25 protein-coding genes and 1 tRNA gene are annotated in these 23,457 nt (G+C 61.7%); 20 read left to right on the top strand and 6 right to left on the bottom strand.

Annotation, left to right across the window (positions count from 1 at the left end; all coding sequences use genetic code 11):
- Nucleotides 1-23 precede the first annotated feature (23 nt).
- The 11 genes from SynRS9907_RS01700 to prfA all read left to right on the top strand — a co-directional run bounded on the left by SynRS9907_RS01700 (nt 24) and on the right by prfA (nt 6,275).
- Nucleotides 24-575, top strand: a complete 552-nt coding sequence (locus SynRS9907_RS01700) for an adenylate kinase (RefSeq protein WP_188021623.1) — start codon at nt 24-26, stop codon at nt 573-575.
- A 46-nt stretch (nt 576-621) separates the two neighbouring features.
- Nucleotides 622-735 carry a 50S ribosomal protein L36 gene (gene rpmJ / locus SynRS9907_RS01695; protein ID WP_006850859.1) on the top strand — a complete coding sequence of 38 codons (114 nt, stop codon included), beginning with the start codon at nt 622-624 and terminating at the stop codon, nt 733-735.
- Nucleotides 736-806: 71 nt separating this feature from the next.
- Nucleotides 807-1,172: a 30S ribosomal protein S13 gene (gene rpsM / locus SynRS9907_RS01690; RefSeq protein ID WP_006850466.1), complete on the top strand. Its 366-nt coding sequence runs from the start codon at nt 807-809 to the stop codon at nt 1,170-1,172.
- 35 nt (nt 1,173-1,207) lie between these two features.
- Nucleotides 1,208-1,600: a 30S ribosomal protein S11 gene (gene rpsK / locus SynRS9907_RS01685; protein ID WP_006850182.1), complete on the top strand. Its 393-nt coding sequence runs from the start codon at nt 1,208-1,210 to the stop codon at nt 1,598-1,600.
- Nucleotides 1,601-1,647: 47 nt separating this feature from the next.
- On the top strand, nt 1,648-2,586 hold the full coding sequence (locus SynRS9907_RS01680; RefSeq protein WP_188022310.1) for a DNA-directed RNA polymerase subunit alpha: 939 nt from the start codon (nt 1,648-1,650) through the stop codon (nt 2,584-2,586).
- Nucleotides 2,587-2,635: 49 nt separating this feature from the next.
- The gene (rplQ, locus tag SynRS9907_RS01675; protein WP_006851925.1) at nt 2,636-2,986 is read left to right on the top strand and encodes a 50S ribosomal protein L17; all 351 of its coding nucleotides are present in this window, start codon (nt 2,636-2,638) and stop codon (nt 2,984-2,986) included.
- Between the two features lie 25 nt (nt 2,987-3,011).
- On the top strand, nt 3,012-3,893 hold the full coding sequence (gene truA / locus SynRS9907_RS01670; RefSeq protein WP_188021622.1) for a tRNA pseudouridine(38-40) synthase TruA: 882 nt from the start codon (nt 3,012-3,014) through the stop codon (nt 3,891-3,893).
- 155 nt (nt 3,894-4,048) lie between these two features.
- The gene (gene rplM, locus SynRS9907_RS01665; RefSeq protein ID WP_114987243.1) at nt 4,049-4,501 is read left to right on the top strand and encodes a 50S ribosomal protein L13; all 453 of its coding nucleotides are present in this window, start codon (nt 4,049-4,051) and stop codon (nt 4,499-4,501) included.
- Nucleotides 4,498-4,899 (top strand): 30S ribosomal protein S9, encoded by a 402-nt coding sequence (gene rpsI / locus SynRS9907_RS01660; protein ID WP_006849745.1) that lies wholly within the window; start codon nt 4,498-4,500, stop codon nt 4,897-4,899. The genes rplM and rpsI overlap by 4 nt, the downstream gene beginning before the upstream one ends.
- An 11-nt stretch (nt 4,900-4,910) precedes the next feature.
- On the top strand, nt 4,911-5,162 hold the full coding sequence (gene rpmE, locus SynRS9907_RS01655; RefSeq protein WP_006851595.1) for a 50S ribosomal protein L31: 252 nt from the start codon (nt 4,911-4,913) through the stop codon (nt 5,160-5,162).
- Nucleotides 5,163-5,177: 15 nt separating this feature from the next.
- Nucleotides 5,178-6,275, top strand: a complete 1,098-nt coding sequence (gene prfA / locus SynRS9907_RS01650) for a peptide chain release factor 1 (protein WP_114987239.1) — start codon at nt 5,178-5,180, stop codon at nt 6,273-6,275.
- Between the two features lie 3 nt (nt 6,276-6,278).
- Here prfA and SynRS9907_RS01645 read toward each other — a convergent pair whose 3' ends face one another.
- The gene (locus SynRS9907_RS01645) at nt 6,279-6,779 is read right to left on the bottom strand and encodes an HNH endonuclease (protein WP_188021621.1); all 501 of its coding nucleotides are present in this window, start codon (nt 6,777-6,779) and stop codon (nt 6,279-6,281) included.
- A gap of 69 nt (nt 6,780-6,848) precedes the next feature.
- Here SynRS9907_RS01645 and alr point away from each other — a divergent pair, with 69 nt between their 5' ends.
- Both alr and SynRS9907_RS01635 read left to right on the top strand, forming a co-directional pair.
- On the top strand, nt 6,849-7,979 hold the full coding sequence (gene alr / locus SynRS9907_RS01640) for an alanine racemase (RefSeq protein WP_188021620.1): 1,131 nt from the start codon (nt 6,849-6,851) through the stop codon (nt 7,977-7,979).
- 37 nt (nt 7,980-8,016) lie between these two features.
- A tRNA-Ser gene (locus SynRS9907_RS01635) sits at nt 8,017-8,105 on the top strand.
- Between the two features lie 16 nt (nt 8,106-8,121).
- Here SynRS9907_RS01635 and SynRS9907_RS01630 read toward each other — a convergent pair.
- Nucleotides 8,122-9,036, bottom strand: coding sequence for a serine hydrolase (locus SynRS9907_RS01630; protein ID WP_188021619.1), 915 nt, complete (start codon nt 9,034-9,036; stop codon nt 8,122-8,124).
- Nucleotides 9,037-9,053: 17 nt separating this feature from the next.
- Between SynRS9907_RS01630 and SynRS9907_RS01625 the strand changes: the two genes are divergently transcribed.
- Both SynRS9907_RS01625 and SynRS9907_RS01620 read left to right on the top strand, forming a co-directional pair.
- Entirely contained in the window at nt 9,054-9,782 is a 729-nt protein-coding gene (locus tag SynRS9907_RS01625; protein ID WP_188021618.1) for a C40 family peptidase, read from the top strand.
- A gap of 60 nt (nt 9,783-9,842) precedes the next feature.
- The gene (locus SynRS9907_RS01620) at nt 9,843-10,805 is read left to right on the top strand and encodes a glycosyltransferase family 2 protein (protein WP_188021617.1); all 963 of its coding nucleotides are present in this window, start codon (nt 9,843-9,845) and stop codon (nt 10,803-10,805) included.
- Here the strand turns inward: SynRS9907_RS01620 and SynRS9907_RS01615 are convergent.
- Entirely contained in the window at nt 10,763-11,230 is a 468-nt protein-coding gene (locus SynRS9907_RS01615) for a HEAT repeat domain-containing protein (RefSeq protein WP_115080413.1), read from the bottom strand. The genes SynRS9907_RS01620 and SynRS9907_RS01615 overlap by 43 nt on opposite strands.
- A gap of 90 nt (nt 11,231-11,320) precedes the next feature.
- Here SynRS9907_RS01615 and SynRS9907_RS01610 point away from each other — a divergent pair, with 90 nt between their 5' ends.
- From SynRS9907_RS01610 to SynRS9907_RS01595, 4 genes are all read left to right on the top strand, one after another.
- Nucleotides 11,321-11,437: a photosystem I reaction center subunit VIII gene (locus tag SynRS9907_RS01610; protein WP_006851672.1), complete on the top strand. Its 117-nt coding sequence runs from the start codon at nt 11,321-11,323 to the stop codon at nt 11,435-11,437.
- A 43-nt stretch (nt 11,438-11,480) separates the two neighbouring features.
- On the top strand, nt 11,481-11,972 hold the full coding sequence (locus SynRS9907_RS01605) for a photosystem I reaction center protein subunit XI (protein WP_011363361.1): 492 nt from the start codon (nt 11,481-11,483) through the stop codon (nt 11,970-11,972).
- 108 nt (nt 11,973-12,080) lie between these two features.
- Nucleotides 12,081-15,197, top strand: coding sequence for an efflux RND transporter permease subunit (locus tag SynRS9907_RS01600; RefSeq protein WP_188021616.1), 3,117 nt, complete (start codon nt 12,081-12,083; stop codon nt 15,195-15,197).
- A 41-nt stretch (nt 15,198-15,238) separates the two neighbouring features.
- The gene (locus SynRS9907_RS01595; protein ID WP_188021615.1) at nt 15,239-16,195 is read left to right on the top strand and encodes a cupin; all 957 of its coding nucleotides are present in this window, start codon (nt 15,239-15,241) and stop codon (nt 16,193-16,195) included.
- An 11-nt stretch (nt 16,196-16,206) separates the two neighbouring features.
- Here the strand turns inward: SynRS9907_RS01595 and SynRS9907_RS01590 are convergent, their stop codons facing one another.
- The 3 genes from SynRS9907_RS01590 to psaA all read right to left on the bottom strand — a co-directional run bounded on the left by SynRS9907_RS01590 (nt 16,207) and on the right by psaA (nt 21,643).
- Nucleotides 16,207-16,926, bottom strand: coding sequence for a DUF3598 family protein (locus SynRS9907_RS01590; protein WP_255445952.1), 720 nt, complete (start codon nt 16,924-16,926; stop codon nt 16,207-16,209).
- A gap of 177 nt (nt 16,927-17,103) precedes the next feature.
- Nucleotides 17,104-19,317, bottom strand: a complete 2,214-nt coding sequence (gene psaB, locus SynRS9907_RS01585; protein ID WP_114987216.1) for a photosystem I core protein PsaB — start codon at nt 19,315-19,317, stop codon at nt 17,104-17,106.
- Between the two features lie 22 nt (nt 19,318-19,339).
- Nucleotides 19,340-21,643 carry a photosystem I core protein PsaA gene (gene psaA, locus SynRS9907_RS01580; RefSeq protein ID WP_115010450.1) on the bottom strand — a complete coding sequence of 768 codons (2,304 nt, stop codon included), beginning with the start codon at nt 21,641-21,643 and terminating at the stop codon, nt 19,340-19,342.
- 404 nt (nt 21,644-22,047) lie between these two features.
- Here psaA and SynRS9907_RS01575 point away from each other — a divergent pair, with 404 nt between their 5' ends.
- On the top strand, nt 22,048-23,391 hold the full coding sequence (locus tag SynRS9907_RS01575; protein WP_188021613.1) for a hypothetical protein: 1,344 nt from the start codon (nt 22,048-22,050) through the stop codon (nt 23,389-23,391).
- Nucleotides 23,392-23,457: the final 66 nt, after the last annotated feature.

Below are 23,457 nucleotides of genomic sequence, written 5' to 3'. Positions count from 1 at the left end.
CGTCACCTCACGCTTACGCAACCATGAAAAATCGTTTGCTCTTTCTTGGCCCTCCCGGAGCAGGCAAAGGCACCCAGGCCGCTCGGCTGTGCGATGCCAACAGCATGAAGCATCTGTCCACAGGCGATCTGCTGCGCTCTGAAGTCGCAGCCGGCAGCGATCTGGGCAAAGAAGCTGAAGCGGTGATGAACCGCGGCGAACTGGTGAGCGACGCCCTTGTGCTGGCGATTGTGGAAAGCCAGATGAAGGCTCTCACCACCGATGGCTGGCTGCTTGATGGGTTCCCGCGCACGGTGCCCCAGGCTGAAGCCCTCGAACCCCTGCTGGCCGAATTGCAGCAACCCATCCAGGCCGTGGTTCTGCTGGAGCTGGATGACGCCGTTTTGATTGAACGGCTGTTGGCCCGCGGTCGCGCCGACGACAACGAAGCGGTGATCCGCAATCGCCTGGAGGTTTACCGCGAGAAAACCGCACCCCTGATTCGCTTCTACAGCGACAAGGGTCTCCTGGTTTCCGTCCCCGCCCAGGGCACAGTCGAGGAGATCACCAAGCGGATCGAGTCCGTTCTCGGTTGACCGGCATGGTAACGTTGCCGTTTGGAAATTTGGAGAGCCACGCCTCATGAAGGTGCGCAGCTCAGTGAAAAAAATGTGTGACAAGTGCCGGGTGATCCGTCGCCACGGCAAGGTCATGGTCATTTGCGCCAACCCCAAGCACAAACAGCGCCAGGGCTGATCCCCCGCTGTTCTGAAACATTCCTCGCCTCCAGGACTTCGGAGGCATCTGTCCTTTTCAACTAAACGAACGTGGCACGGATCGCCGGCGTTGACATTCCCCGCGACAAGCGGATCGAAGTGTCCCTCACCTACATCTACGGAGTTGGTCTCACCCGCTCACAGGCCATCCTGGCCAAAACCGGCGTGAACCCCGACATCCGGGTGAAAGATCTGGAGGACGGAGATCTTCAGAAGCTCCGCAACGCCATGGAGGAATACACCCTCGAAGGCGATCTGCGCCGTCAGGAGGGCATGGCCCTCAAGCGCCTGCAGGACATCGGCTGCGTCCGTGGCCGTCGCCACCGCATGAGCCTTCCCGTTCGTGGCCAACGCACCCGCACCAACGCCCGCACCCGCCGCGGTGCGCGGAAAACTGTGGCCGGCAAGAAGAAGTAAGTCCTCTACATCCTTATCCCTGACTGCATACGGCCATGGCTAAAACCGTCAAAAAATCCGGCCCCAAGAAGGCCAAGCGCAACGTCCCGAACGGCGTCGCTCACATCCAGAGCACCTTCAACAACACCATCGTGTCCATCACCGACACCGCCGGTGAGGTGATCTCCTGGTCGTCTGCAGGTGCCAGTGGCTTCAAAGGTGCTCGCAAAGGCACCCCCTTCGCGGCTCAAACCGCTGCAGAAGCAGCAGCACGTCGCGCCCTTGACCAAGGCATGCGTCAGATCGAAGTGCTGGTGAGGGGTCCTGGCTCAGGCCGTGAGACCGCCATCCGGGCTCTCCAGGTTGCTGGCCTCGAAATCACCCTGATTCGCGACGTCACCCCCCTGCCCCATAACGGTTGCCGCCGGCCCAAGCGCCGCCGCGTCTGAACCGAGCTGATTTCCGTCCGGTTTCTCCCCTTACCCCGATTCAGACCGTGTTGCAGTACCAGATTGATCGCATTGAGCATCAGGTGGCCGAGGATCGCGCCCAGTCCGGCGTTTTCCTGATCGGTCCCCTCGAGCGTGGCCAGGCCACGACCCTGGGCAACGCGCTGCGCCGCGTGCTGATGGGTGGGCTGGAAGGCAGTGCTGTCACCGCAATCCGGATTGCCGGTGTCAATCACGAATACGCCACGGTTCCTGGGGTCCGTGAAGACGTTCTCGACATCCTGCTGAACTGCAAGGAGCTCACCGTCAACAGCCGTTCAGCCGAACTCGAGATCGGTCGTCTCGTGGTGGCTGGTCCCGCTGAAGTGAAGGCCGGAGATCTTCAGTTCTCCTCTCAGGTGCAGGTGGTGGACGCCGATCGTCCGATCGCCACCGTTGCCGACGGCCACAGCCTCGAGCTGGAAGTGCACGTCGAGCGCGGCGTTGGCTATCGCCCGGTGGATCGTCACAACGAAGAAACCAGTGCCATCGATCTGCTCCAGATCGATGCCGTGTTCATGCCCGTGACCCGGGTCAACTTCAGCATCGACGAAACCGCCGTTGCCGAAGGCGGTTCGGCCCGCGAGCGCCTGCGGATGGAGATCGTCACCGACGGCTCCATGACCCCCGACGACGCCCTGGCTCAATCAGCCAATCAGTTGATTGAGCTGTTCCAGCCGCTGGCCACGGTCACTCTCGTGGAGGAAGTTCCTGCTGAACCCGAGCCCTCGGCGGAAGCACAGATTCCTCTTGAGGAACTGAACCTTTCGGTTCGCGCCTACAACTGCCTCAAGCGGGCCCAGGTCAACTCCGTGTCTGACCTGATGGGCTTCAGCTACGAGGATCTTCTGGAGATCAAGAACTTCGGTTCCAAATCCGCTGATGAAGTGATCGAAGCCCTCGAGCGCATCGGCATCTCCATCCCCCAGAGCCGCACTTCTGCATAACTGCAGAACGGCCTGAACGTCCTTTTTCGTCTTCGTCACCGACAGAACCATGCGTCATCAATGCCGAGTTCCTCAGCTGGGACGTCCAGCTGACCAGCGCAAGGCAATGCTGCGCGCCCTGACCACCCAGCTGATTCGCGAAGGTCGGGTCACCACCACCAAGGCCCGGGCCAAAGCGCTTCGCGACGAAGCCGAGCGCATGATCACCCTGGCCAAGGACGGCAGCCTCGCCTCCCGTCGCCGGGCCATGGGTTACATCTACGACAAGCAGCTGGTGCATGCCCTCTTCGACAAGGCTCCCAACCGCTATAGCGATCGCAAGGGTGGCTACACCCGCATCACCCGCACCGTTCCCCGTCGTGGCGACAACGCCGAGATGGCCATCATTGAACTGGTCTGATCAGACCTCACGTCAGTTCTGACGTTTGAACACCCAACCCTCGTCTGCAGGTCCTGAGCCAGCGTCCCTTCAGCGGATCGCACTCAGCCTTCAGTACGAGGGTTCTTCGTTTTGTGGGTGGCAGCGCCAACGCAACGGTCGCAGTGTTCAGGCCGTGCTGGAGGACGCCATCGCCCAGCTTGATCCGCACCGACCGGTGCAGACCTTTGCCGCCGGTCGCACCGATGCCGGCGTTCATGCCGCCGGTCAGGTGGTGCACTTCGACTGCAGTGGGCCGATCCCAGCTCGCAAATGGGCCCCGGCCTTGAACGGACGCCTGCCGAGCACCATTCGTGTGCGCGAATCCGTCGCCCGTCCCCTGGATTGGCATGCCTGTTACTCCGCCACCTACAGGCGGTACCGGTACACGATTCACAACGGGCGCCGCCCCAATTTGTTTTTAAGCCCCTGGAGCTGGCACCGTTACCAACACAGGCTGGATGAGTCCCGTATGCGGGACGCTTTGAGCAGCATGCTTGGTCTGCACGACTTCAGCGCCTTCATGAAGGCAGGCAGCCGTCGCGCCCATGCCCGAACCACCGTGCAGGAGGTGCTCGTGGAGCGCCAAGGCGATCTACTGCGGGTTGAGATTCAGGCCAGTGGTTTTCTGTACGGCATGGTTCGCCTGCTGATGGCCCAGTTGGTGGCCGTTGGCGAGCACCGTCTCAGTGTTGCCGCCTTTGAACAGCGCTGGAGGGAACGACGACGCCATGAGGTGAAAGAGGCGGCGCCGGCCACGGGCCTCTGCCTGCTTCGGGCTGGCTATGCCGAGCCCATCTTCACCAAAGCCGGCTGGTACGATTGTCAGCCGTGGTTTTTTCTGGCCGAGAGCGATCCGCCACCGGATCCACCCTCAACGCCGGGATAAACGGGCCTCTACTTCGAAAGCTGCCCAACTCACTGGAGCTGGAGGGCCGAAGAGTAAGCTCGATCTTTAGCCCCGTCAGGTCCAGTTCTGGACCGACCCCTTTGCCCAGTTCCGCTTCTTCAGGCGGGACATAACCGAACCGGCATGCCGGCGCGATGAACAAGACCTCTCTCCCCCCGATTGATTCGATCGACCGCCAGTGGTACGTGGTGGACGCTGAGAATCAAACCCTCGGCCGCCTGGCCACTGAAGTGGCCGCCGTGCTGCGTGGCAAGAACAACCCCAGCTTCACCCCCCATCTGGACACCGGTGATTTTGTCGTCGTCGTGAACGCCGAGAAGATCAAAGTCTCCGGCCGTAAGCCCCAGCAGAAGCTGTACCGCCGTCACTCCGGTCGTCCCGGCGGCATGAAGGTGGAAACCTTCGAAGCTCTGCAGGAACGGATCCCCGAGCGGATCGTGGAGAAGGCCATCAAAGGCATGCTCCCCCACAACGCCCTGGGCCGCCAGATGTTCCGCAAGCTCAAGGTCTACAAAGGCACCGAGCATCCCCACGCCGCTCAGAAGCCCCAGCCTCTTCAGCTCAACCCCTCCGCATCCGCCCAATGAGCAACAACTCCGTCGTCTACTGGGGCACCGGTCGTCGCAAGACCTCTGTCGCCCGTGTTCGTCTCGTCCCCGGCAATGGAACGATCACCATCAATGGTCGTCCCGGTGACAACTATCTGAACTACAACCCCTCGTACATCGCAGCGGTGAAGGCTCCCTTGGAGACCCTCGGCCTCAGCAGCGAGTACGACATCCTCGTCAATGTTCACGGTGGTGGACTCACCGGTCAGTCCGGCGCCATCAAGCAAGGTGCAGCCCGCGCCCTGTGCGAACTGTCTGCCGACAACCGCAAGCCGCTGAAGACGGAAGGTCACCTCAGCCGCGACCCCCGTGCCAAGGAACGCCGCAAGTACGGCCTCAAGAAAGCCCGTAAGGCTCCTCAGTTCTCCAAGCGCTGATTTTTTTACCGATGCCAAAGCCCGACATTCATCCCACCTGGTATCCCGACGCCAAGGTGATCTGCAACGGCGAAGTGGTCATGACCACAGGCGCCACCCAGCCGGAGATCCACGTCGACGTCTGGAGCGGCAACCACCCCTTCTTCACCGGCACCCAGAAGATCCTCGACACCGAGGGGCGTGTGGACCGCTTCATGAAGAAGTACGGCATGGGCACCAAGAAAAAAGGTGCCGACTCTGCCAAGGCCGAGTCCAAGGCCTGAGGGTGAGAACGGGGCATGGACGCCTCGACCTTGTTCACACGGCTGGAAACAGCCACAGCCAGCTTCCGCAACCTCGAGCGGCAGCTGGCTGACCCTGATGTGGCCGCTGATCCGAAGCGGCTTGAATCGATCGCACGGGAGCGATCAAGACTTGAGCCACTCGTGCTCGACTTCGAGGAACTCCAGAAGCTCGAATCCGAGCGTGATTCCGCACGTCAGCTGCTGAAAGACAGTCGCGGTGACGCTGCAATGGAGGAACTGGCGCAGGATGAGTTGGCCAGCCTCCAGGAACAGCACGCAACGCTGACGGAGAGGCTCACCCTGGCTCTGCTGCCGCGGGATCCCCGCGATGAGCGCAGTGTGATGCTGGAAATTCGTGCCGGCGCAGGCGGCGACGAGGCCTGTCTCTGGGCCGGTGACTTAGCACGGATGTATGAGCGGTACAGCCAAAAAGTGGGCTGGGCCGTGCAATCCATCAGCTGCACCGAGGCCGACCTTGGCGGGTTTCGCGAACTGATCCTGTCGGTGCGTGGCGACAGCGTCTACAGCCAACTGAAATTTGAAGCGGGAGTGCATCGGGTGCAACGGGTCCCGGCCACGGAATCCCAGGGTCGGGTCCACACCTCAACAGCCACGGTGGCCGTGATGCCCGAAGCCGATGCCGTGGAAGTTCAGCTCGACCCGAAGGATCTCGACATCAGCACCGCGCGTTCAGGCGGTGCTGGGGGGCAGAACGTCAACAAGGTGGAAACAGCCGTGGACCTTCTCCACAAACCCACGGGCATCCGCGTGTTCTGCACCCAGGAACGCTCCCAGCTGCAGAACCGGGAACGGGCCCTGGAGATCCTGCGCGCCAAATTGTTGGAACGGGAGCAGGCGGCTGCCGCAGAACGCGAAAGCAGCGACCGACGCGCCCAAGTGGGCAGTGGTGACCGCTCCGAAAAAATCCGCACCTACAACTACAAAGACAACCGAACCACCGATCACCGGCTGGGCCGAAACTTCACCCTGGAACCTGTGTTGGAGGGCCAGCTAGAAGACCTGATTGGTGCCTGCATCGCCGAAGAGCAACGTCAGAAACTGGAAGCGCTGAGCGATCAGGCCGAGGCCTGACGGTCAAGCACCGATCACGTACTTCGCCCATTCCTGGTGATGACCGGAATGGATCTGGCGCCGGGCCTCAAAACTGAGGCTGCTGGCCGGTCGCCGCGGCACATGCCGCAGAGGCATGGCGGCTTCCTTTGGAGTTCGATTGCCTTTGCGCACATTGCAGCTGAGGCAAGCCGTGGTCACGTTCTCCCAGGTGTCGCCACCTCCCCGACTACGGGGCATCACATGGTCGATGGACAACTGATTGTCACGACTGCCGCAGTACTGGCAGGTGTGGTTGTCCCTCTGGAAGAGGTTGCGACGCGTCAGGGGCAGCTGACGAAAGGGAACGCGAACGTACTGGCGCAGGCGGATCACCGTTGGCAGGTGGGTGCCCTGACGCAGTTGCCGACAGGGGTCGTGTTCCAGACTCTCGGCCTTGCCCTTCAGCATCATCACCACAGCCCGTCTCCAGGTGGTGATATTGAGCGGCTCGTAGGACGCATTGAGAACGAGAACCTGGCCCATGCCAGCTCACTCAATAATGGTCATGCTATCGGCGATGTGAAGCTGTCTCGGTAGCGCCGAGCACCGCCTGTGATTCCGGAGCTGAATCCACGTCAGCGCGCCTGGGTGGAGGTTTCACCTGCAGCGATTCGGGCCAACGCCAGGGCGCTCTGCCAACACCTCGGTGCTCGCACCCAACTGATGGCGGTGGTGAAGGCCGATGGCTACGGCCACGGCGCGGAGACGGTGGCACGGGCTGCCCTTCAGGGGGGAGCCACCAGCCTTGGCGTAGCCACGCTGCAGGAAGGCCTTGAGCTGCGGCAAGCCGGGCTGGAAGCACCAGTGCTGTTGCTCAGCAACCTCAATGAACCGGACGACCTGCGCACCTGCCTGCACTGGCGGTTGATGCCCACCCTGAGCAGCCTCAGGGATGCCCAGCTCTGCAACGCTCTGGCTGCCGACAGCGGTCGATGTTTCGACGTGCAATTGAAGATCGACACCGGCATGGCACGGCTGGGCTGCTCCCTCAGCGAGGGACATCAGACCGCGGCGGAGCTGAACAGCCTGGAACACCTCAATCTGGAGGGCATCTACAGCCACCTGGCCTGTGCCGATGAGCCGAACGATGCCTTGACCAGCCTCCAGCAGGAGCGCTTCGTGAGCATGCTCTCGGCCCTGCCCCAAGCGGGTGCCGGCATCACCCGCCATCTGGCCAACTCGGCAGGGACCCTGCTCAACCGGGAGCTGCACCACGACCTCGTGCGCGTTGGATTAGCCCTGTACGGCCATGCCCCCGCCAGTCATCTGAGCAACGTCATTCCCCTGCAACCCGCCCTGGCGGTTCGTGCCCGGGTCAGCCTGATCCGCGACGTGCCCGCCGGCACTGGAGTCAGCTACGGCCATCGCTTCATCACCCAGCGCCCCACGCGGCTTGCGGTGGTCGGGATCGGCTATGCCGATGGTGTGCTCCGGTCCCTCAGCGGGCACATTCACGCCCTGCATCGCAATCGCCAGCTGCCTCAGGTGGGAGCCATCACCATGGACCAGCTCCTGCTGGATGCCACCGATGCAGCTGAGCTGGAGCAAGGCGACATCGTGACTCTGCTGGGCCAGGACGGCGACCTGGAATTAAGCCCTCAAAGCTGGAGCAACCACTGCGGCTCGATTCCCTGGGAGATCCTCTGTGGTTTCAAACGACGTCTGCCCCGCGTTGAAGTCTGACCACCTGCCCAGCACTTGGTACTCTGGGTGCGCCGCTGGAGAGGTGGCTGAGTGGTTGAAAGCGGCTCCCTGCTAAGGAGTTACAGGAGGCAACTTCTGTCGAGGGTTCGAATCCCTCCCTCTCCGTTCCAAGTCCATCAACTCAATCCGCCGGCTCCTCTGAGCTGGTGAACACGTTGAGTTGCCGTGCCAGCTCCGGCAAAAGGGATGCGTCCCTGGCACGATCAGGCCCCGTGGTGAACACCACCAGCAAGCTGGGCGGCTGCTGTTCAGACGCCTGGAACCAAGCAGCGTCATGACGGGCCTGACTCATCCAGCCGGCCTTGCTCCACAGCAGAGCGTCCTCAGGTAGGCCTTCGCCGAGGAAGCCATCCACCTGGTTTTCAGGATCAGCGCGACGCTGCTTTTGGTCGAGCGAGCGCCGCAACAGACCCTGCAGCCGACGACAGGCCGGTGGCGACACCACCGCACCGGTCATCACCGCCTCCAGCATCCGGGCTGTCGCAACCGTGGACAAGCCATTGCGGTTGCCGTTGTCGGCCCCATAGAACATTTTCTCCCGGCCATAGGGACCATCACCCCAGGTCTTCTGGCAGCAATTCACCGCCTCAAGTTCCGGCCAGGCCAGGCTCTGCAACCAACCATTGATCAAGCGACGCTGCTGCATCCAAAGCTCCCAGCGTTCGCCATGGAGGGCAGGGCCGCTGGTGGTGCCTGTGAGCAGATCCACCACAAGCCCCGTGGCATCGTTGCTGGAATCGGCGATCATGTCACGCATCGCGCGCCGCAATTCGTCGCTCTCAGGGATCAGGTCCCGTTGCAGCCACTGCTCAACGGCGACGGCATAGAACAGCTTCACCACGCTGGCCGGGTAGAGGATCCGGTCTTGGTTCCAGGAAGCACCACGGCCCTGACCCGCCTCCGGTGCAGCGTCGTCATACCGCACCCAGGTGATCGCCAAGCTGTTGCGCAGCCCCGGGCGACCGTCGGCATCGAGCCCATCGAGGGCCGCCTCAAGCCGAGCCGCCATGGCGGGATCGGGACGGTAGAACGCCATAGCGATTCGATTGGGCCATGGCGACGTTAGGCACCCTGCTGGCCCCGGACCTGATTCAGACAGGCTCCAGTTGGCAGCTGTGCACTGACGTGAATGGTTATTCGCGATCTGACGGCGCGAGTCTGACCACCCAGGCCTGTCGTGGACGCCGTTTTCGCATTCTGGAGAGGCAGCCCAAGAGGATCGCTGTTCAGCTGCTGGAGGATGGCTACCGCTGCTGGCTCGAACTCGAGGCGGTTCTGGGGCGAGCTGAGCGATGCGCAGCCTGGCGACCGTCGCCGCTGAGCGCGACGGAGATTGAACGACGTCTGCCCAGCGTGCTCGCCTGGAGCGAAACCGCCCAGCAGCGCCCCAATGTCTACCTCTGGGGAGGCACCACAGAACCGGACATGGATTGTTCCGGTCTGATGCAGATGGCCTTCGCCAGCCAGGACATTTGGATTCCGCGAGATGCCTATCAACAGGAGCGGTTCTGCCAACCTGTTGCCGCTCTACCCGACGATCACAGCCTGCTGCGCCCTGGAGATCTGCTGTTTTTTGGCACACGGCGGCGTTGCACCCATGTGGGGATCCATCTCGGCGAGGGCCGCTACCGCCACAGCTCAGGCCAGGACCATGGGCGCAATGGGATCGGCATCGACAGCTTGCACAGCAGCGATCAACACCCGGTGGCTTGCCACTACAGGGCTGAATTCCGCGGCGCAGGCCGTGTGGTGCGTTGCCATGACGGATCGCATCTCTCCTGACGCTGGCTGCCGGATGAACCGGGCCCCTGCTTAAGTTGAGCGACTCGCAGCGCGACCGGCATGAGTGCACCCCTGAATCTCTCGGTGGTGGTGCCGCTGTACAACGAAGAGGAAAGCCTGCCTCATCTGGTTGAGCAGCTCCTTTCAGCACTGCGTCCAAGCGATGAGGCGTTTGAGCTGGTCCTGGTCGACGACGGATCCAGCGACCGCACCGCGAACGTGCTGGCCCAGCTCAGCGCCGAAGTGCCCGAAGTGGTGGCTGTGCTGCTGCGCAAGAACTATGGCCAAACCGCAGCCATGGCGGCTGGGTTTGATGTAGCTGGCGGAGAGGTGATCGTCAGCCTCGATGGAGATCTGCAGAACGATCCAGCCGACATCCCCATGCTGCTGGCCAAACTGCGAGAGGGGTACGACCTCGTCAGTGGCTGGCGCCATCAGCGCCAGGACGCCGCCCTCCAGCGCAAACTTCCCTCCCGGATCGCCAACCGCTTGATCGGCCGGGTAACCGGTGTGCCGCTGAATGACTACGGCTGCTCCCTCAAGGCCTACCGCCGCGAGGTGCTCTCAGACATGCGGCTCTATGGGGAGCTGCATCGCTTTCTTCCCGCCCTGGCCTTCATCGAGGGTGCACGGATCACCGAAGTGAAGGTGAACCACCGGGCGCGTCAGTTCGGCAGCAGCAAGTACGGGATCGATCGCACCTTCCGCGTGCTGATGGATCTGCTCACCGTCTGGTTCATGAAGCGTTTTCTGACCCGGCCGATGTACGTGTTCGGCTTCGGGGGGCTCCTGGCCATCGCCGCCAGCCTGATCACCAGCACCTATCTGCTGGTGATCAAGGTGATGGGAGGCGACATTGCCAATCGCCCACTGCTCACCCTGGCGGTGGTGCTTGGCTTGGCTGGCATTCAATTGTTCTGCTTCGGACTGCTGGGCGAACTGCTGATCCGCACCTACCACGAAAGCCAGGATCGCCCGATTTATCGCATCCGCGAAACATTGCGCGGCGGCCGAGCCGGCTGACGGATCGGGGCAGCGGCCGGCGCGCCGCGGAACGGTGCGATCGCAGCGGCAGCTGCTTCCACCACACGCGCATCGCTGTCCCGCAGCGCCTGGCGCAGCAGGGGCAGCGCCGAACGGTGTCCCCATCGGGCAGCCAAACGAACAGCGCGCAAACGCTCCTCGGGTCCAGCCTCCATATCAGCCTTGAGACGACGCTCCAGGGCAAGACGCTCCAAGGGACTGCTCGGCGCCGTCCAGGACTCCAGAGAAGCATCGGCGGATTCCCCATCAGCAGCGGGCTCAATCACCAGTTCCAACTGGGCACGATTGATCTGTGCGACACGGCTGGCATCCGTGCTGGAAAGCATCGGCTTCACCGGCTTCCTGCGCAACCAGAGCACCACCGTGAGCAGCACGACGGCACCGGGGAGGAGAACGTTCTGCATGCGGATTGAACTTTTATGTCGCCGTCGGGACCTGAAGCAGGCCGTCAGAACGGTCCTACTTACAGTAGCTGCGAAGCTTTTGGCCTCGACATGACTGGAGATTTCGCTGCTGCCTGGCTGCCTGCGATTTTCGTGCCCATCACCGGAATCGTGTTCCCCGCAGTGTTCATCGTCCTTGTTGGTCGAGTGATCACCGCTGCCGAGTGACCGCGACCTGCGGACCGTTTCAACCCCTCAGCACTCGTACCTCATGACCGTCACTCCTGCTGCTGATCCCTGCGTCGGCAACCTTGCGACACCCGTCAACAGCGGCTATTTCATCAAGGGTCTGATCAACAACCTGCCCCTGTACCGCCCTGGAATTTCTCCGAACTTCCGGGGTCTGGAAACCGGTGCAGCCTTCGGTTATCTGCTCTACGGCCCCTTCACCATCTGTGGTCCCCTGCGTGCCACGGAATACCAGCAAACAGCTGGGCTGCTGGCTGCCATCGGCGCCGTGCACATCCTCAGCCTGCTGTTCCTGCTCTACAACCAGCCCGGCAAGCAACCCAACATCCCCCCCGCAGATGTGACGGTTGAGAATCCCCCCGCCGACCTGTTCACACGCACCGGTTGGGCTGACTTCACCAGTGGGTTCTGGCTGGGTGGTTGCGGCGGTGCCGTTTTCGCCTGGTTCCTCTGCAACACCGTTCACGTGCAGGAACTGTTCAAGATCGCTGCTGGTGTCTGGAGCGTCGGCTGAAGCAGTTCACTGAACCCTCTGACCAAAACCTTTCATCCCCCGGTTGCCTGATTCCAGGTGATCGGGGGATTTTTCCTGGCAGGATTCATTCACATTTGAGACGCCCCGGTGCGGTCGATCTCCCAGCCGTTTCTTCGGCGGCCGGTTCTGACGGTCGTCTGCAGCCTGCTGATCCTTTTGGCGGGCTGCACGGCGTTGTTGGGCCTGGGACTGGAGGATCTACCGCCCCTCGCTCCCACCCGCGTGAGTGTGAGCGCCAGCTTCCCGGCGGCTTCACCGGAGGTGGTGGAGCAGAGCGTGACCCGGGTGTTGGAACAACAGCTGAATGGCCTGGAAGGGGTCGAAAGCATCAGCTCAACCAGCAGGCAGGGCGGCGCCAGCATTTCGTTGCGCTTCAACGCGGGTGATCCCGAGCTGAATGCGATCAAGGTTCAGAACGAGGTGAACCTGGCCAGCCGCCGGCTGCCTCAGTCCGTAACGCGCCAGGGGCTCCAGGTGCGGCGCTCCTCGGAAGACCTGTTGATGATCCTGGGTTTCAGCCACCCACCGGATCAATACGTCCCCACCTTTCTCACGGGTTGGCTGGACCAGACCCTGCGGGACGCGCTGCTCAGCACACCAGGCATCGGTGATGTGCGGATCTTCGGCAGCAGTGAACTCTCTTACCGCCTTTGGTTGGATCCGCAACGCCTCGAACAGACCAACCTCACCCTTGGCGATGTCAGCCGAGCCCTGGCTGAACAAAACGTTTTGGCTGCCGTTGGCAGCATCGGGGCTGCCCCAGTTCCAGCGGGCCAAGTGCTGAGCCTTCCAGTGGAAGCGGAAGGGCGTCTTCGCAGCCAATCGGATTTCGAGAATCTCGTCTTGCGCCGGCTCGACAACGGCGGGCTGCTGCGCCTGAAGGATGTGGGACGGGTTGCCCTCGGACAGCGCAACTACGGACGCGAGGCCATGAATCTGGCTGGCGAGCGCTCGGTGGCCGTGGGGATCTACCAGCGCGATGGTGCCAATGCCCTGGAGGTGAGCAGGGCGATCAAGCGCAAGCTGAAGCAGTTGGAAGCAAGCTTTCCCCCGGGCATCGAGGTCTCAATGATCGTGGATGTGGCCGACACGGTTCAGGCCAACCTCGATCGCACCTTCATCACCTTGCGCGATGCCGTGCTGCTGGTGCTGGTGGTGCTGGTGCTGTTTCTGGGCCGCTGGCGTCTCGCCCTGATCCCTGGCCTTGCCGTGCCGGTGGCGCTGGTGGGAAGCCTCAGCCTGGTGAAACTGAGCGGTTCCAATCTCAACAGCCTGATCCTGTTTGGCCTGGTGCTGGCCACCGGGATCGTTGTGGATGACGCCATCGTCGTGAGTGAAGACATCGCCGGACGCATCGAACGGGGCACACCCCCCGAACGAGCGGCCGAAGACGCCATGGCTGAGTTGGCGACGGCCGTTGTGGCCACCTCATTGGTGCTGGCAGCCGTGTTCCTGCCCGTGCTGCTCATTCCTGGATCGATCGGACGCCTCTATCAACCGATCGCCCTGGCCATCAGCGGAGCGATCCTGTTCTCCACCCTGAATGCGCTCAGCTTCACCCCAATGGCCTGCGCCCGGGTGTTGGACCCAGGGGGCGGCCGTCTTCCTGGGGCCATCGGCAAGCTCAGCCGTTGGCTTCGGCAGGGCATGCAAACCCTGCAATCCCAATACGCCAAACAACTCGAGCACTGGCTGCAGCACAAGCGACGCATTGCCCTTGTGCTGCTGAGCGGCCTTGTCATCACGGCCTCAGGCTTGGCGGTGATGCCAACGGCGTTCATCCCCGATGACGACCAAGGCCAGATCCGCGGCTACTTCACCCTCCCCGATGGCGCCAGCCTTGAGCGCAGCGTGGCCGTGATGGACGACATCCGACGGGTCGTCAGCGAAGAGCCCCTGGTGCGCACCGGCAACTTTTATGCCGGCAGCTCCTTCGGACAGAGCGGAGAAGACCGTGGCTCGTTTTACCTGCGCCTCCAGCCACGCAAGGATCGACCTGGCAAAGAGCAGAGCAGCAACGCCATCAAACGCCGTCTCAATCGCAAGATTCAGCAACGGGTTGGTGAGGCCAGGGTCGTGCTGATCACCCCACCAACCGTGCGGGGCTTCAGCAGTGAATCAGGACTTTCGCTGGAACTGCTGGACCGCAGCGGAGGGCAACTCAGCCTGGAGCAATTCGGCCAAGTCGCCGACGATTTCATCCAGACGGCCAAGGCGACGGACCGATTTGAACGGGTGAGCTCCCGCTTTGATGCCAGCTTCCCCCGCTGGCGGCTGGAGCTCGACCGCGACCAACTGGCTGCTCTCAACCTTGACTACGGCGCAACCCTGCGGGAGATCGGCACCGCCTTCGGCGGCCGCTACATCGATGACACCTACGACGACGGTCGAATCCGCTCGATTGTTCTGCAGCTCGAAGGCAGCGAGCGGCGTCGGCCGGAAGATCTCACCGGGCTGATGGTGCGCAACCGCAGCGGTGAGCTGGTGTCGGTGGCCAGCGTGGCAAGCCTGACCCGCGAGGAGGGCGTCAACAACATTCGCCACTACGGACTCAACCGGGCCATCCGGATCACGGCCATCCCGGCGCCAACGGTGAGCAGCGGTGAAGCCATCGATGCCCTCACCCAGGCCGGTGATCGCATTGGAGGCAGCAACATCGGCCTGGCCTTCACGGGCCTGGCGCTGGAGGAACAACGGGCTGGGCAGGTGACCTGGGTGCTGTTCGCCCTTGGCGTGACGGTGGTCTATCTGCTGCTGGCCGCTCTCTACGAGAGTTTTATTGACCCGTTGATCATCCTGCTCACGGTGCCGATGGCCCTGCTCGGAGCTCTGATCGGCTTGAAATTGCGAGGCCTTCCACTGGATGTTTACGGCCAGATGGGACTCCTGGTGCTGGTGAGCCTGGCGGCCAAGAACGGAATTCTGATCGTGGAATTCGCCAACCAGCGGATGGCAGCAGGCCTGGCCCTGCGCGAGGCCGTTGTGGATGCAGCCGTGAACCGGATGCGCCCAATCCTGCTGACAGCGGTCACATCCCTGGCGGGTTTCCTGCCGCTTCTTTTTGCCCAGGGCACGGGAGCCGCCAGCAGGGTCAGCATTGGCACCGTGGTGTTCAGCGGACTGCTGGTGGCCTCGTTGCTGTCCCTGTTTGCCGTCCCTGCCGTCTATCTGATGCTGAAACGCGAACGAAGGCCCACCGCGTAGGGTGCGATCTCGATCCAATGGTTCTGCTGCTGGAGGGAACGATGACCATCACCCCACGGGCGACAACGGCAACCAGTTCCCAGGCGCAGTTCTTCGATTACGCCTCAGCAGCCAATCCCCTGCAACAGGGGCTGATCAGCACGATCCCCTACCGCAGCTTTTCGGCCAGTTTTTTTGATCAAGCCGGAACGGCCCTGCAACCTCTTGATTTGAGTGCCGACTTGCACTGCGAAGGTCCGGCCACCGGTCCATCGCTCTGCGGCAACTTCATCCGACTGGATCATGGATCCCTGCGCACCCATGCGGATGCGACCAGTCAGCTGTTCTTCGTGGCCCGAGGCCATGGGCAAACTGAAGCCTGCGGTCAGGTTTTTCACTGGAGCGAGGGAGACACGTTCGTGCTTCCGGCGGGCGGTGAAGCCATTCACAGCAGCGACACCCATGCAGGCCTGTATTGGGTGCACGATGCCCCCTTGCTTCGTTATCTGGGGGTGAGCACTGTGAAACCGGTGTTCGAACCCTGCTTCTACAGCCACCAGGATGCTCGCGCGCAATTGGATGCCATCGCCAGCAATCCCCGCAGAGCCAACGCCAATCGCGTGAGTGTGCTGTTGGGAAACAACACCTTCCCTCAGACGCGCACCGTCACCCACACCCTCTGGGCCATGTTGGGCATCCTCCCCGCAGGCCAGGTGCAGCGGCCCCACCGACACCAGTCGATCGCCCTTGATTTTGCGGTGGCCTGCCAACCGGGTTGCTACACGATGATCGGCACCGAGCTGGATGAGAACGGAATGATCCGCAATGGGCACCGGGAAGACTGGGCAGCCGGCGCAGCCTTCGTGACCCCGCCCGGCTACTGGCACTCCCACCACAACGAATCCGGCGCCGACGCCTACGTGCTGCCCATTCAGGATGCCGGCCTGCACACCTATCTGCGCACTCTCGACATTGCCTTCAGCAACAGAGGCCGGGCTGACTTAAGCAACACCCCGTAGCCAACCCAACCTCAACGGGTGAGCAATTGATGGTTCACCGAGGTCAGGGCACCGTGTTCTGAATAGCGACGTGAAATGCGCTCGAGGCGCGTCGCACTCGAGAGCCAAAGCGCTTCGATGCTGAAGGGCTGGTGGGAATCAATCTGCGCTGGCGCCAGAAAGGCTCCTCCATCCGGCAAAAAGATCCAGCGATCAAGATCGTCTGCGGCAAAACAGATGTTGTCCCCTGGCGAAGGAAGGTCGCAACGCCAGTCGCCGATCAGCTGATCTGCCTCCAGGGGTGGACGTTCCAGGGCTGAACTTTCAGCGAGGAACTCACGGATCAGCACGATCCGATCCAATTGCCCCGCACCATCCCAAAGCAGCACCAGGCGGTGACGGCGTTGGTGATGCAGGAAGCCGAACTCGGCATAGAGCTTGGTCCAGGTGGACCGGTGCAGCGTCCCCCTTGAAAAACTGCCGGTACCGAAGACCCCCATGTCGGGATCCAGCCGCGTGAAGCTTTGAACGATCCGCTTTTCAGGCTCGCCGGCAGGCGGTTGATGGGGAGAACTCGATACCGCTTCCTCAGGCCAGAGCAGCAGGGTCAGATTGAGTGGAACACCGGAAGGGGCCGGTTCGAGCGTGAGCAGGGAGGGCTGACGCTTGGTGCGTTGAAGCGTGCGGTCCAGGCTGTCGAACCAGCCGCGCCACTCACCAACGTTGCGCTGCAGGTGCTCCCATTCGCCCACGTTCCGCCCGCTCCCCATCGAGGCCTGAGGCTAGTCAGGGCCCAGAGCAAGACGAGAACAACAACGCGGCTCAACAGAACCACTCCGAAGAACAGACAACAAAAATCCCCACCCGGCGAACCGAGTGGGGACGTTTGAAACGAGGAACGACTCGTCGCGGGTTAATTCAGGAAGGAATCAACCGAATTTCCCTGAAGTCGAGGCAATCAGGAAGGCGGCGTACGTCAAGACATAGCCAACGGTGAAGTGAGCCAAGCCGACGACACGGGCCTGAACGATGGACAGTGCCACAGGCTTGTCGCGGTAACCCATCATGTTGGCGATGGGGCTGCGCTGGTGAGCCCAGACGATGGTCTCGATCAGTTCCTGCCAGTAACCCCGCCAGGAGATCAGGAACATGAAGCCGGTGGCCCAAACCAGGTGTCCGAAGAGGAACATCCAAGCCCAGACGGCGAGGTTGTTGCTGCCGAACGGGTTGTAGCCGTTGATCAACTGGGAGGAGTTGAGCCACAGGTAGTCGCGGAACCAGCCCATCAGGTAGGTGCTGGATTCGTTGAACTGGGCCACGTTGCCGGACCAGATGGCCAGGTGCTTCCAGTGCCAGTAGAAGGTGAGCCAACCCACGGTGTTCAGAGCCCAGAAGACAGCCAGGTAGAAGGCGTCCCAGGCAGAGATGTCGCAGGTGCCGCCACGGCCGGGGCCGTCGCAGGGGAAGGAGTAGCCGAAGTCCTTCTTGTCGGGCATCAGCTTGGAGCCGCGGGCATCCAGGGCACCCTTCACAAGGATCAGGGTGGTGGTGTGCAGACCCAGAGCAATGGCGTGGTGAACCAGGAAGTCACCAGGACCGATAGGCAGGAACACATCGGTGTTGCCATTGATCGCGTCCAGCCAGTAGTGCTCACCAGGAATGTTCTGGGCAGCAAGGCTGGCGGAGCTGGAGGCGTTGGAGAGCAGCACGTCCATTCCGTACATGGCCTTACCAGAGGCGGCCTGAACGAACTGGGCGAACACGGGCTCAACCAGGATCTGCTTCTCGGGGGTACCGAAGGCAACGACCACATCGTTGTGGACGTAGAGGCCGAGGGTGTGGAAACCGAGGAACAGGGAGACCCAGCTCAGGTGGCTGATGATCGCTTCCTTGTGCTCGAGCATCCGGGCCAGGACGTTGTCCTTGTTGGCTTCGGGGTCGTAGTCACGGATGAAGAAGATCGCACCGTGGGCGAAGGCACCACACATCAGCGCGATGGCGATGTACTGGTGGTGGGTGTACAGGGCTGCCTGAGTCGTGTAGTCCTTCGCGATGAAGGCATACGACGGCATCGAGTACATGTGCTGCGCAACGAGGCTGGTGACCACGCCAAGGGAGGCGAGAGCCAGACCCAGCTGGAAGTGCAGGCTGTTGTTGATGGTGTCGTAGAGACCCTTGTGGCCAGCACCGAGGTCACCGGGGGTGCCCTTCGGGGGGTTGTGGGTTTCGAGGATCTCCTTGATGGAGTGACCGATACCGAAGTTGGTCCGGTACATGTGGCCGGCGATCACGAAGAGGCAACCGATGGCCAGGTGGTGGTGGGCGATGTCCGTCAGCCAGAGGGCTTCTGTCTGAGGGTGGAAGCCACCGAGGAAGGTGAGGATGGCGGTGCCGGCACCTTCGGAACTACCGAAGACCTGATTCAGAGAATCGGGGTTTTCGGCGTACACACCCCAGTTACCGGTGAAGAAGGGTCCAAGACCGGCGGGGTGAGGCAGAACGTTGAGGAAGTTGTCCCAACCAACGTGCTGACCGCGGGCTTCGGGGATCGCAACGTGAACCAGGTGACCGGTCCAGGCGATGGAGCTGAAGCCGAAGAGGACAGCCAGGTGGTGGTTCAGACGCGATTCAGCGTTTTTGAACCAGGCCAGGGAAGGACGGAACTTGGGCTGCAGGTGCAACCAGCCGGCGAAGAGGGCCCAAGCCGACAGGATCATCATGAAGATGGAACCCTGATACAGCTCGGCATTCGTCTTCATGCCGATTGTGTAGAACCAGTGATAAAGGCCTGAGTAGGCGATGTTCACCGGGGAGGAAGCACCCGCTTGGGTGAAGGCGTCAATGGCGCCTTGACCGAAGTGGGGATCCCAGATTGCGTGAGCGATGGGGCGCACGTGCAGGGGGTCGGCGACCCACTGCTCGAAGTTGCCCTGCCAGGCGATGTGGAACAGGTTTCCCGAAACCCACAGGCCGATGATCGCGAGGTGACCGAAATGGGTGGAGAAGAGCTTCTGGTAGAGGCGCTCCTCCGTCATTCCGTCATGGCTCTCGAAGTCGTGAGCCGTGGCGATCCCGTACCAAATACGGCGGGTTGTCGGGTCCTGGGCCAGACCCTGGCTGAACGAAGGGAATTTCGTTGCCATTAGAGGGAGAGGTCAGGTGAGGTCAGCCGACCACAAGAATGTGGGCGTGGAAGAAGGCCCACGTGGTCGCAATTCCGCCCAAGAGGTAATGGGCAACACCCACGGCACGGCCTTGGATGATGGAAAGAGCACGGGGCTGGATGGCGGGAGCCACCTTCAGCTTGTTGTGAGCCCAGACGATGGACTCAATCAGTTCCTGCCAGTAGCCGCGGCCGCTGAAGAGGAACATCAGGCTGAAGGCGAACACGAAGTGGGCGCCGAGGAACATGATTCCGTAGGCGGCCGTGTTCGAGCCATAGCTGTTGATCACCTGAACGGCCTGAGCCCACAGGAAGTCACGCAGCCAGCCATTGATGGTGATGGCGCTTTGGGCAAAGTTGCCGTTGGTGATGTGCGCGACGGAACCGTCGGCATTCACCGTTCCCCAGATGTCGCTCTGCATCTTCCAGGAGAAGTGGAAGATCACAACAGACAGGGAGTTGTACATCCAGAACAGGCCCAGGAACACGTGGTCCCAAGCGGAAACCTGGCAGGTGCCACCACGACCAGGACCATCGCAGGAGAAGCGGAAGCCCAGGTTGGCCTTATCAGGGATGAGGCGGGAGCTACGGGCGTACAGGACACCCTTCAGCAGGATCAGCACCGTCACGTGAATCGTGAAGGCGTGGATGTGGTGAACCATGAAGTCGGCGGTGCCGAGCGGCATGGGAGCAGCGGCAACCTTGCCGCCGACGGCGACAACGGAACCGTTGAAAACTTCACTCACACCCGCGAGGGCGTTGGGAGCTGTGCTGCCAGCAGCTGCGGCGTGCACGTTCTGAATCCACTGAGCAAAGATCGGCTGAATGGAGATCGCCGAATCGCTGAACATGTCCTGGGGACGACCCAGGGCACGCATGGTGTCGTTATGGATGTACAGGCCGAAGCTGTGGGCTCCGAGCCAGATGCAGACCCAGTTGAGGTGACTGATGATGGCGTCGCGAGCCTTGAGCACCCGATCCAGCACGTTGTCGATGTGCTTGGCGGGGTCGTAATCGCGAACCATGGCGATGGCGGCGTGAGCGCCGGCACCAACGATCAGGAAGCCGCCGATCCAGATGTGATGGGTGAAGAGCCCGATCTGGGTGGGGTAATCGATCGCTTGGTACGGATACGGAGGCATCGCGTACATGTGCTGAGCAACGATGATGCTCACTGAACCGCCGATGGCGAGGTTGACCGCCAGCTGGGCATGCCAGGAATTGGTCATGAAGTCGTAAAGACCGTCGTGACCGTTAGTGGCAGGGAACAGCAGGGGATCACCCTTCTGACCTTCGTGGATCTCCTTGATGGAGTGACCGATGCCCCAGTTGGTCCGGTACATGTGACCGGCAACAATGAACATCACGGCAATCGCCACATGGTGATGGGCGATGTCGGTCATCCAAAGGCTTCCCGTTACAGGATTCAAACCACCCTTGAAGGTGAGGAAATCGCTGTAGGCAGCCCAGTTGCCGGAGAAGAAGGCACCGACACCAGCACTGAAACCGGGATACAGCTGCGCCAGCAGGTCCTGATTGAAGAACTCGTGAGGCAGCGGAATGTCTGCAGCCGAAGCGATGGTCTTGCCATTCAGCACCAGCGGTTGGCCGGCGTCGATGGCATCCATCAACTTGGTAACAGGGGCAGACACGTGGATGACGTGACCAGCCCAGGACAGTGAACCGAGACCCAGCAGACCTGCCAGGTGGTGGTTCAGCATTGACTCAACGTTCTGGAACCACTCCAGCTTTGGCGCAGCCTTGTGGTAGTGGAAAACACCGGCGTTGAGCATGAGGCCGGCCATCACCAGGGCACCGATGGCCAGAGCCATGAGCTGGGTTTCGCTGGTGATGCCCCAGGCCCGCCACATCTGGAAGAGGCCTGAGGTGATTTGGATGCCTTGGAAACCGGCACCCATGTCGCCGTTGAGGACTTCTTGGCCGAAGACGGCCCAGACCTGCTGGGCGCTTGGCTTCACATGGGTGGGATCAGCAAGCCAACCGGAATAGTTGGAGAAGCGGGCGCCATGGAAGAAGGCACCGCTGAGCCAGATGAAGATGACGGCCAGGTGGCCGAAATGGGCGGAGAAGATCCGCCGAGAGACCTCTTGAAGGTCGCTCGTGTGAGCGTCGAAGTCGTGAGCGTTGGCGTGAAGGTTCCAAACCCAGGTGGTGGTTTTGGGACCTTTCGCGAGAGCTCGGTCGAAGTGTCCGGGCTTACCGAACAGCTCGAAGGTTGCTGGATTGTCAACCTTCTCGACCTGGCTTTTCGCGTCACTCCCACGCTCAGGTGGGCTGATGGTCATCGAGTCGTTCCTCGAGGGACGGGTTTCGAGGTGGTGGGCCACCCCTCCGAAGGGCCGAAGCCAATCGGGGCCCCGAACAAGGATTCGCAAGGAATCAGCGTTCGGGCGTCAGTACTGCAAAGGGGTCGAAACCCCTTGCCTGCACTGAAGCTGGGGCCCCAAAGAGGGGACCGCTGGCGGAAGCATAGGGGCGGAGAAGGGGGTTAAAGGGCCCTGAGTTACAAAGGTTCAATCCCGTGGCGAGCCAGTCAGCGACAGGCGTCTGCAGAAGGCTGAGAATCAGCGAAACAACAAAGATCCCAGGCAGTAAGCAATACAATTTCACGCATATTTCCTTCCTAAATAACTAAAACTCTGACAGTGAAGGGCGGATTGTTCAGAATGATCGGATCTGTTCATGCCCGATGCGTCGCCCTGGCCTGAAGTCGATATGGGCTGTTCTGCTGGCAGCAGTGCTGCTTCTTGGTGCCGGCTTACCTGTTCATGCGTGCCCTGGATTCTTCAATCGCGATGCAGGGTCCGCTGCCAAACCGCTGCCGAGTTCAGCCCCCAGCGGGAAACTCCAGGAAGTGGCTCCTCCAGGGGCAGTGCAACAGCTGCGCCAGAAGCTGCAACAGCACCGCCCCTCCCTGCGGCTGATCGATCCAAGCAACGACAGCATCGTTTCTTCTGACGCTCTTGAGCTGCGTTTCGAAATCGACGACTGGCCCCTCAGCAGCGACCCCGAATTGGGCCTGGGGCCCCATGTGGTGCTCCAAATCGACAACCGCGCTCCCCTACGACTGAGCAAAAGCGATGGAAACCGCCTGAAGGTCCGCATCGATGACCTGGAGGCGGGCAGTCACCGGTTCAGCGCCTGGGCTGCTTACCCCTGGGGAGAAGCCGTTCAAGCACCGGGGGCCTCAGTCCAGGGACGCGTGCACCTCTGGCAAAAACTGCAGGGCACACAACCCGAACGTGATGCCCCCTGGCTGGTCCCTGTCTCACCAGCCGGAGAGCAGGGCCTGCAACCCCTGTTGGTGGATTGGCTGATCTGGAATGCTCCGCTGCAAAACCTGCGAGAGGGCGATGGACGCTGGCGACTCCGCATCAGCATTGATGGGGACAGCTTTTTGGTTGATCACCAGGAAGCCCTTTGGCTCAAAGGATCGAACGGCTCAGGCAGCCATGACATTCAGATGGAACTGCTGAATGGGCTGGGCGAGCCAATTACACCAGTCTTCAACAATCAGCTGATTCATCTGAAAGCCGCATCCGGTGCCAAGCCGGGCTGGATGCGCCCACGCCTCACCGAAAGCCAGCTCGCGCGCCTGAGCGGCTCCCCTGAGCCTGATGTTCTGGAGGTGGTCGAATCCTCGCCAGAGCCTCCTCAAAAGACTGAGGAGAAACAACAGGAGAAGACAGAACAGCCCCGAGACCTTCCTCAGGCTGAGCTCAAAGCCGAGGCCGTCGTCAAGGACGAGGTTGAAACCAAGGCCGAGGCCACCCCCCAGCCCGCGGCACCAGAGGAAAACGAAGAGCAGGAGTCTGAGTCGACCCTTGTTGCCCAGCCGCTTGCTGAACAGCCACCTGCTGAACAGCCATCCAAATCAGAAGCTGATCGGCCCACTCCTGCCCCTCCTGCCCAGGAAAAGCAAGCGAAGCCTCAGCAGCCAGCCGACGAGGAACCCAAACTGAAGCCAAGCAGCAGCCTGGGAGGATCAGCCCGTGAGTTGCTCAACAGCGATGGGCGCTTGCGCAAGCCCTGATCCGGATTTCCTGCCCTGAACCCCACATCTGCCGCTCCCGCTCTGGGCCTAGGACTGAGCCCCAGC

The sequence above is a fragment of the Synechococcus sp. RS9907 genome (assembly GCF_014279615.1).
Taxonomy (GTDB): Bacteria; Cyanobacteriota; Cyanobacteriia; order PCC-6307; family Cyanobiaceae; genus Parasynechococcus.
The sequence above is the reverse complement of the archived record's forward strand: the minus strand, read 5'-3'. Positions and strand labels throughout refer to the sequence as shown.